Raw genomic sequence first — 8,043 nt, 5'->3', positions numbered from 1 at the left:
CCTTCCACACGCCGGTGGAATACCGAACGGCAGAAGGCTAGGTGCTTTATCTTGTCTCATATTTCTAGGTCAGTGCAAAAAACTGCGGCCGGTGTTTTTATTATTTAGAAACGCTCTGGCGTTTTTGCTCACGCTCGCGCTCGCCTTTTTGAAGAATTTTCTTTCTAAGCCGGATTGAATCCGGAGTAACTTCACAGTACTCATCGGCGTTTAAATACTCGAGAGCTTCTTCAAGGGTCAGAATCCGCGGACGTTTCATCGTTACGGTCTGGTCCTTGGTGGCTGAGCGCACGTTTGTCTGCTGCTTCGCTTTTGTCACGTTTACAGCCAGATCATTTTCACGGCTGTGCTCGCCGACAATCACTCCTTCATAAATTTCGGTACCGGGCTCGACAAACATTGTACCGCGGTCTTCAAGCTGCATCATGCTGTAAGGAGTCGCTTTGCCGTTTTCCATGGAAACAAGTACTCCCTGACGGCGGCCGCCAATCTGTTCTTTAATATACGGACGGTATTCTTCAAACGTATGGTTCAAAATACCGTATCCTTTGGTCTGGGAGAGGAATTCATTTGTATATCCAACCAGGCCGCGCGATGGAATCATAAAATCGATCCGAACCTGGCCGTCGCCTTTGTTAACCATGTTTTCCATTTCGCCTTTACGTTCGCCGAGAGACTCCATAACTGCTCCGGTATAGTCCTCCGGCACATCCACCTGCAGACGTTCATACGGCTCGCAGAGCACGCCGTCCACTTCTTTAACAATTACCTGCGGCTTCGATACCTGAAGTTCAAAGTCTTCGCGGCGCAGGTTTTCGATTAAGATGGAAAGGTGAAGCTCACCGCGCCCGGAAATTAACCACGCGTCCGGGCTGTCCGTCTGGTCGACCCGGAGACTTACGTCTGTCTCAAGCTGCGTGAGAAGCCGTTCTTCAATTTTACGGCTCGTGATTTTAGAGCCTTCGCGTCCGGCAAACGGGCTGTTATTCACTAGAATAGTCATCTGGAGCGTTGGCTCATCGATACGGAGTACCGGCAGCGCTTCCTGATGGTCGACGGGGCATATTGTTTCCCCAACCATTATATCTTCAACCCCGGAAATAGCTACGAGATCTCCGGCCTTGGCCTCGCTGATTTCTTCTTTTTTCAGACCGAAGAAACCAAACATTTTAGAGATCCGGAATTTTTTCACTGTTCCGTCGAGCTTGACAAGCGCGGCGTGATCCCCAGTCCGGAGTGTTCCGCGGAAGACCCTGCCTACGCCGATTCTTCCAAGGTAGTCATTGTAATCCAGCATCGCTATCTGGAACTGGAAGGGCTCATCGCTGTTATCATAAGGAACCGGCACGTTGTCTGAAATCATGCGGAAAATAACATCCATATCCTCGTCCTGTTTTTCAGGGTCTTCGCTTGCTGTTCCGTTAATAGCGGAAGCATAAACAACCGGAAAATCGATTTGGTCTTCGTTTGCCCCAAGCTCGATAAACAGATCCAAGACTTCATCCACAACTTCTGACGGACGAGCCATGTCACGGTCAATTTTGTTAACGACTACCACTGGGGTCAGGTTCTGCTCCAGTGCTTTTTTCAAAACAAAACGAGTCTGCGGCATGCATCCCTCGTAGGCATCTACCACAAGAAGAACGCCGTCCACCATTTTCATGATGCGCTCTACTTCCCCGCCAAAGTCCGCGTGGCCGGGAGTATCAAGAATATTGATACGCGTATCATGATATTTTACTGCTGTATTTTTAGCCAGGATCGTAATACCACGTTCTTTTTCAATATCGTTGGTGTCCATTGCCCGCTCGTCTACCTGTTCATTTTCCCGAAACGTTCCTGATTGACGAAGAAGCTGGTCGACAAGGGTGGTTTTCCCGTGGTCAACGTGGGCAATAATCGCGATATTGCGAATATCTTTGCGTAAAACTGTCACTATAAATCTCTCCTATTCTCTTGCTGCAATCATAACAAACCCTGGCACTCGACGATATCGTCTTCCATAAAGCCAGGGTTCTCATTGCCATTTTTATCTGAGTTCCTACCATTACATTTTACATTGTCAGTATAACGTATGCCGGGTTCCATTAAAGGAACGCCAACTGGCAAGTTACCATCACAGACACTACTTAGCCCAATATAACATAAACCAGCCCTGAATCAAAGCCAGCTGTACTTATTTGAGTTTTCTTTCCAAAGCCGATAAAATGATAGCAGTATCATTTTAAAGGAAGAAGGGACTCTATGACAAAAGTACAGTGGTTATACCTGCTGCTTGCAGCCTTAGCTATCTTCGGCATCGCCTCTATAGGGATTGCTATAGCCGAAGCGTCTATTATTATTGCCGTTATATCCATTGCCGTAACCTGCTCGGCTTTCTATTTTGCCAGAAAGCTGAAAGCAAGCTCTGCAGCATAGCCAAAAATCAGTACGGGGGATCAGCTGTTAAGCATCTCCCGTACTTTTTCCTGCAGACCCGGCCGGCCGGCCAAGTACGGTCCTTTTTCAAGCATCGACGGCCGCTGGTTATCGATCGTTGAGATATCGGCCCCGACTTCCCGTAACAGCACTTCCGCCCCGGCAAAATCCCACGGCGCAAGCCACAGGTTCACATAGGAATCAAGACGGCCGCATGCTACATAGCAAAGTTCAATTGCAGCAGAGCCATAGGCCCTGGTGCTTCTTGATTCATCCACAATATTACGCATCTGTCTGGCATAAGGAATTTTTTCGTTTTTAATCCATCTGGCGTTAATACCTACAATTGATTCATTTAATTCTGCCGGTTTCAGCTCCGGCAGCCTGACATCGTTGCGATACGCCCCTCCGCCCTCCAGTGCGGTAAACCATTCATCTGCCATCACATCATATACAATGCCTACCTTGCCGACGCCGTTTTCAAAAACAGCCAGCGATACAGCAAAATTAAACTGCTGATGAACAAAGTTCGTGGTGCCATCTATAGGATCTATGATCCAGATGACGTCGTCAGTGTCTGTAATGTCTGCTCCGGCTTCTTCCTCTCCTAAAATACGGTGTCCGGGATATTCTTTCATAATCTTTTTCGTCAGCAGCCGCTCGATTTTGAAATCCATTTCTGTTACTAAATCATTTGGATTCGATTTTGTTTCTATAATCAAGCTTTCCTCCAGGGACGCACGAAGAAGTTCGCCTGCTTCCTGTACCCACTGCACAGCTTTCTGCTGCATTTCTGACCAATTCTCTTCCATTATAATCCTCTCCGCTTCTTCCTTATGTATATAAGTGCTTGTTCCCTCAATACGGCAAAATTATGCCCCCAATTTCTGCATAAAAAAACCCGGCCTGCTGTAAAGCAGACCGGAGCTTCTTACTTTATATTATACTTCCAGCCGAATCCACTCCTGGCGTAATTGCTCCAGGCGGTATTTGCTGGCATGAATAGATGTTAAATCTTCCTCTGCCATAGCGTCATGAAGGGTTACCAGTTCATAATCAATTTCTAAGCGCAGCACCGGGATTCGCTCTTCTGCATCTCTACGTTTAAACGCCTGAATTACCTGTTCCAAGTTTCCCACACCCCTTAAATGGAATAATTATGTCACGAGTTGAAAAGTTAACTGACGCTGGCAATTCTTCTCAGAATGTTCAGAAAATATAAGATGCAGAACTGTCTCTATTGTTCTGAAATTATACTCTGCAACAGCCTCTCCCTACTTTCTTTCCTGTGTATCTAACGATATACTGGCAACGTTTGAGCATATCGTTATTCTATAAGGATTATTGGAATTATAAAACCTTTTTACCGGAAACGCAAGAAAAACACACAAAAATTTTCAGTATTTTTAAATAATTGCGTTTCCCACCGGAATCGATTGGTTGCCGTAGAACTGGATTTTCAGTATGCTTGTGACAGACCATCGAAAAAGGAGCAGTCATTACATGAGCAGACAGCATTTCACTGAAAATGATTTTTCTATTATGCAGGCAGAAGGTCTTGAAAACCGCATGACTCAAATCCGGAACGACATCCAGCCAGTTTTTTCCCGACTGGCAGAACCGCTGGCCGAAGATTTGGCAGCAGATACCGGCGAAGAATTGTTTATTCATATTGCAAAGCATGCCAGGCGCTCTGTCCACCCTCCGGACAGCACGTGGTTCGGCGTTGCACCGGATAAAAGAGGCTACAAAAAACATCCTCATTTTCAGGTCGGGCTTTTCGATGACCATTTGTTCGCCTGGTTAACCCATATGTACGAGGTACCGGACAAAGCGGATATCGGGAAAATGTATCTGGACCGCCTCTCTCAACTTACCTCCCTGCCGGAGGACTATAAAATCTCCCCGGACCATACAAAGCCGGACGCATTTTTTATTCATGAAAACAAAGATAAAGTCATTCACACCCTTGAGCGTGTAAGAGACGTCAAAAAGGCGGAGCTTCTGATCGGACGTCAGTTCGACGCGGAAACGGCTGCCTCCTGGAGTGACGACGAAACGTATGATTACATTTATAGTACATTCAAAGAACTTCTTCCTTTATATCAGCTGTCTCTACAGACGATATAAAATGCCGGACGCTCTACGCTGAGCGTCCGGTCATATTAATTTTTTCTCCTGCTTCTGCTTTTCGTGCCGCCTGCACGGTCTTCCAGCAGTTCACTTCAGCGTCCTCGTCAAACTGACGAAACATCTGCTTTTCCTCGCTTTTACTTGGCACGATTTCTTTGAATTTCCCGTACAATCCTAAAATATCCTCCCGGGGCACGGGTTTACCGTGCGCTGTTTCAACTACTTGAAAAAAAGTGGTCACATCGATAATTTCCTGTGTAGTCCACTCCATGGAGATAGGTATATTAACGTTTTCTTTCATTGCTGCTTCCCCCTTCAATAATATTCTAGCAAATCCCGGTCGGAACGTCTCACAAAGTTATTTAATGAAGTCATGAAATCTGCTATAATTTGAATGTTTTTGAACGCACTGGAGGGACGCATATGAACAGACAGCAGCTTACTCCGATATTTACCAGATTAAAAGAACATATTCAGACACAGCCTGTGCCTTTTCATATTCCCGGACATAAAAACGGCACTGGAATGGATGAAGAATTTCGTGAATTTATCGGCAGTAATATATTAAATATGGACTTGATTAACATCGAACCGCTTGATGATCTGCATCATCCTTCCGGCGTTATTGATGAAGCACAGAAGCTTGCCGCAGAAACCTTCGGTGCAGACTATACTTTTTTTTCCGTTCAGGGTACAAGCGGTGCGATTATGACAATGATCTTATCTGTTTGTGCCCCGGGAGACAAAATTCTTGTACCGAGAAATGTACACAAATCGATCATGAATGCAATTATTTTTTCAGGAGCCGTTCCCATATTTATGTATCCAGCGCTCGATGAAGAGTTTGGCATATCTCACGGAATTACACCTTTAACAGCGCATCATGCTCTCGAAAGGCATCCGGACGCAAAGGCACTCCTCGTAATAAATCCAACTTATTTTGGTTTTTCCTCTGACCTTAGTGCCATTGTAGAAACCGCCCATCAGTACGATGTACCTGTCCTGGTCGATGAAGCTCACGGAGTGCATATACATTTTCATGAAAATCTCCCCCCCTCAGCCATGGAAGCAGGAGCTGACATGGCTGCTACAAGTGTGCATAAGCTTGGGGGGTCGATGACCCAGAGCTCTGTGTTAAATGTCCAGGGCACCCGGGTTTCAATCGCTCACGTCCAGGCAGTCTTCAGCATGCTTACAACCACATCTACATCGTATCCGCTCCTGGCCTCGCTCGATACTGCACGCAGGCAGCTTGCATTAAAAGGGCACACACTGATAGATGACACGCTCGCACTAGCTGAAGCCGCCAGAGCCTCTATTAATTCTATTAACGGCTTATACTGTGCCGGATCTGAGATGCTTGAACAAAATACCGTCACTGCCATGGATCCGACCAAATTGTTAATTTCTGTTCAACAGCTTGGCATCAATGGCTATGAAGCTGAAAAATGGCTGCGGGAGCATTATCGTATTGAGGTAGAGCTGTCCGATTTGTATAATATTCTTTGCATCATCAGCTTTGGCGATACCAAACAGGAAATATCGTTTCTTGTACAGGCCATGGAGGATCTGGCCAGACAGCATTATGCTCCGGAGGCCTACAAGGCTCCGGCAGTATTAAAGCTTCCGTCTATCCCGACCTTATCAATTGCTCCGCGTGACGCATTTTATGCCGAAAAAGAGACCATTGCTCTTTCAGAAAGTGCCGGGCGGATTATCGCAGAGTTCATTATGATCTATCCGCCAGGCATACCGGTGCTTCTTCCAGGCGAAATCATTACCGAAGAAAACTTAACGTACATTCAGGCTAACGCAGCAGCCGGTCTTCCTGTCCAGGGCCCCGAAGACCCCTCCCTTGAAACCATACGGGTAATCCAGGAGCAGAAGCCAATACAATAAAAAGCAAAAAAGCAGCCGCAGCTGCTTTTTTGTGCTTTTACATGTATTGAGGCAGCTTAGCATTGATAAAAGCCATGATTTCTTCGAGAAGCCACACTTCTTCTTTTTCCAGTTCCTTCATTTCTGACTCTCTTGAAACTATAATGCTCCCGGCAAACACTTCATTATCATAAAACGGAAGCACCCAATGATACATTCCTTCTTCCAGGCAGCAAAATACAGTTCTTTTTATATCTGCTAAAAGCAAAAGACCGTTTTGAACGTCCATTTCTTTCGTAAGTACCGGATGCACGTCCCCGTCCTGCCATTCAAAATGCGTCCATTTATTAACATATAACGAAATCAGGTCTTTATGCGGCCAGTATTTCTGAAATGCATTCATAACATAGTGCAGGAAGCCCTCAGGCGTTATGGAATAATCATGGGCGAGACCTACATGCAGCCTGATTTCATCGTATAGTGCGGAATGGTCCATAGAAGTTCCCCCTTCGTGTGAATCCAATTCATTTTAATCAATATAGCATTAATGCAGCCTCAAACAAAAATTTTCAACAAAATTCGACATAAAAAGCTTTTGCACCAAGCATTTTTCTACTCTTCTTCTATATATTGGGGATCAATAAACGAATACCCCTTTTCATCAAATCCTTCAATAATTGGCCCAAGCGCTTCTTTTGTCCATTCGCGGTCGTGCATAAGAATATTTGCGCCGTCCGTTAACAGTTCCGTGTTCAGTGTAATATCGGTAAGTGCCTCTGCATTCTGATATTCAGCCTCAAAATCATATCCGTATGTCCAATTCATTTTTATCATGCCGTTATTTTTGGCGTATTCATCGCTAAATGGAGTGTTCTGACCGAACGGGGCACGGAAGAATGCCGGCTTTTTACCGGTTATTTCTTTTACAAGTTCATCGGTTTCTTTTAATTCCTCCAGCTGCTCCTCCTCTGATAAATCTGGAAGCGAGGCATGGGTCGTCGTATGGTTACCGATCGCAAAACCCATATCATTTATTCGTTTCAGGGCGTTTCTTCCTTCTTCATCTTTCAAAAACATTCCATTAACAAAAAAAATAGCCGGCACTTTATTTTCTGCTAAAATCTCCGCGATTTCTACCGCATTTCCGTCCGGAGCATCGTCAAATGTAAGAAGAACTTCATCGCCTTCCCTTTCCTCTGCCTGCACCGTCCAGTTCGCTTCGTTAACTTTATAAGTCACTTCTTCCTCCTTCGAGACCTCTGTTTTTTGCTCTTCCTGCTCCTCTTTTTTCTCGTTCTGGTCCTGGTTTTCTTCCTGGGCCGCAGTACCTGCTTTTTCCTTTTGTTCTGCCCCTGCATTATCCTCCCCAGCAGTTGAGCATCCTGCAAGAAGTGCTGCCAGCGATGATAGTATTAATATTTTTTTCAACCCGTACTCCCCCTGTTTAATTATTCCCTTTTATATTTTAGCAAAATTTCTACAAAGGCAGGGCTAAAAGTCTAAATATTTTCTATAAAATGTTAATAGTAACGTTTGGTGGCTCTTCACCACAAGTTGGACTTGACACGATAGGGATATGAAAAAAGCGGCTCTTCCTTTATCTTGGTATTGGAC

At 45.3% G+C, this 8,043-nt stretch carries 9 protein-coding genes; 3 read left to right on the top strand and 6 right to left on the bottom strand.

Going from position 1 to position 8,043, the window contains the following annotated elements; genetic code table 11:
• Positions 1 to 100: 100 nt before the first annotated feature.
• Positions 101 to 1,936, bottom strand: coding sequence for a translational GTPase TypA (gene typA, locus ACTTK7_RS16760; RefSeq protein WP_462869244.1), 1,836 nt, complete (start codon positions 1,934 to 1,936; stop codon positions 101 to 103).
• A gap of 308 nt (positions 1,937 to 2,244) precedes the next feature.
• Between typA and ACTTK7_RS16755 the strand changes: the two genes are divergently transcribed.
• The gene (locus ACTTK7_RS16755) at positions 2,245 to 2,418 is read left to right on the top strand and encodes a DUF5325 family protein (protein ID WP_462869243.1); all 174 of its coding nucleotides are present in this window, start codon (positions 2,245 to 2,247) and stop codon (positions 2,416 to 2,418) included.
• 20 nt (positions 2,419 to 2,438) lie between these two features.
• Here the strand turns inward: ACTTK7_RS16755 and ACTTK7_RS16750 are convergent, their stop codons facing one another.
• The gene (locus ACTTK7_RS16750) at positions 2,439 to 3,230 is read right to left on the bottom strand and encodes an inositol monophosphatase family protein (RefSeq protein WP_462869242.1); all 792 of its coding nucleotides are present in this window, start codon (positions 3,228 to 3,230) and stop codon (positions 2,439 to 2,441) included.
• A 129-nt stretch (positions 3,231 to 3,359) separates the two neighbouring features.
• Positions 3,360 to 3,548, bottom strand: coding sequence for a hypothetical protein (locus ACTTK7_RS16745; RefSeq protein ID WP_022792649.1), 189 nt, complete (start codon positions 3,546 to 3,548; stop codon positions 3,360 to 3,362).
• A 373-nt stretch (positions 3,549 to 3,921) separates the two neighbouring features.
• Between ACTTK7_RS16745 and ACTTK7_RS16740 the strand changes: the two genes are divergently transcribed.
• Entirely contained in the window at positions 3,922 to 4,548 is a 627-nt protein-coding gene (locus tag ACTTK7_RS16740) for a DUF1054 family protein (protein WP_462869241.1), read from the top strand.
• Positions 4,549 to 4,561: 13 nt separating this feature from the next.
• Here the strand turns inward: ACTTK7_RS16740 and ACTTK7_RS16735 are convergent, their stop codons facing one another.
• Positions 4,562 to 4,852 carry a UPF0223 family protein gene (locus ACTTK7_RS16735; RefSeq protein WP_462869240.1) on the bottom strand — a complete coding sequence of 97 codons (291 nt, stop codon included), beginning with the start codon at positions 4,850 to 4,852 and terminating at the stop codon, positions 4,562 to 4,564.
• 122 nt (positions 4,853 to 4,974) lie between these two features.
• Between ACTTK7_RS16735 and ACTTK7_RS16730 the strand changes: the two genes are divergently transcribed.
• Positions 4,975 to 6,450: an aminotransferase class I/II-fold pyridoxal phosphate-dependent enzyme gene (locus tag ACTTK7_RS16730; protein ID WP_462869239.1), complete on the top strand. Its 1,476-nt coding sequence runs from the start codon at positions 4,975 to 4,977 to the stop codon at positions 6,448 to 6,450.
• Positions 6,451 to 6,487: 37 nt separating this feature from the next.
• On the opposite strand, the gene ACTTK7_RS16725 is transcribed toward ACTTK7_RS16730, so the two are convergent.
• Both ACTTK7_RS16725 and ACTTK7_RS16720 read right to left on the bottom strand, forming a co-directional pair.
• Positions 6,488 to 6,925, bottom strand: a complete 438-nt coding sequence (locus ACTTK7_RS16725; protein WP_462869238.1) for a hypothetical protein — start codon at positions 6,923 to 6,925, stop codon at positions 6,488 to 6,490.
• Between the two features lie 116 nt (positions 6,926 to 7,041).
• Positions 7,042 to 7,857 carry a polysaccharide deacetylase family protein gene (locus ACTTK7_RS16720; RefSeq protein ID WP_462869237.1) on the bottom strand — a complete coding sequence of 272 codons (816 nt, stop codon included), beginning with the start codon at positions 7,855 to 7,857 and terminating at the stop codon, positions 7,042 to 7,044.
• Between the last annotated feature and the right edge of the window lie 186 nt (positions 7,858 to 8,043).

The organism is Marinococcus tarijensis (assembly GCF_054971385.1).
The sequence above is the reverse complement of the archived record's forward strand: the minus strand, read 5'-3'. Positions and strand labels throughout refer to the sequence as shown.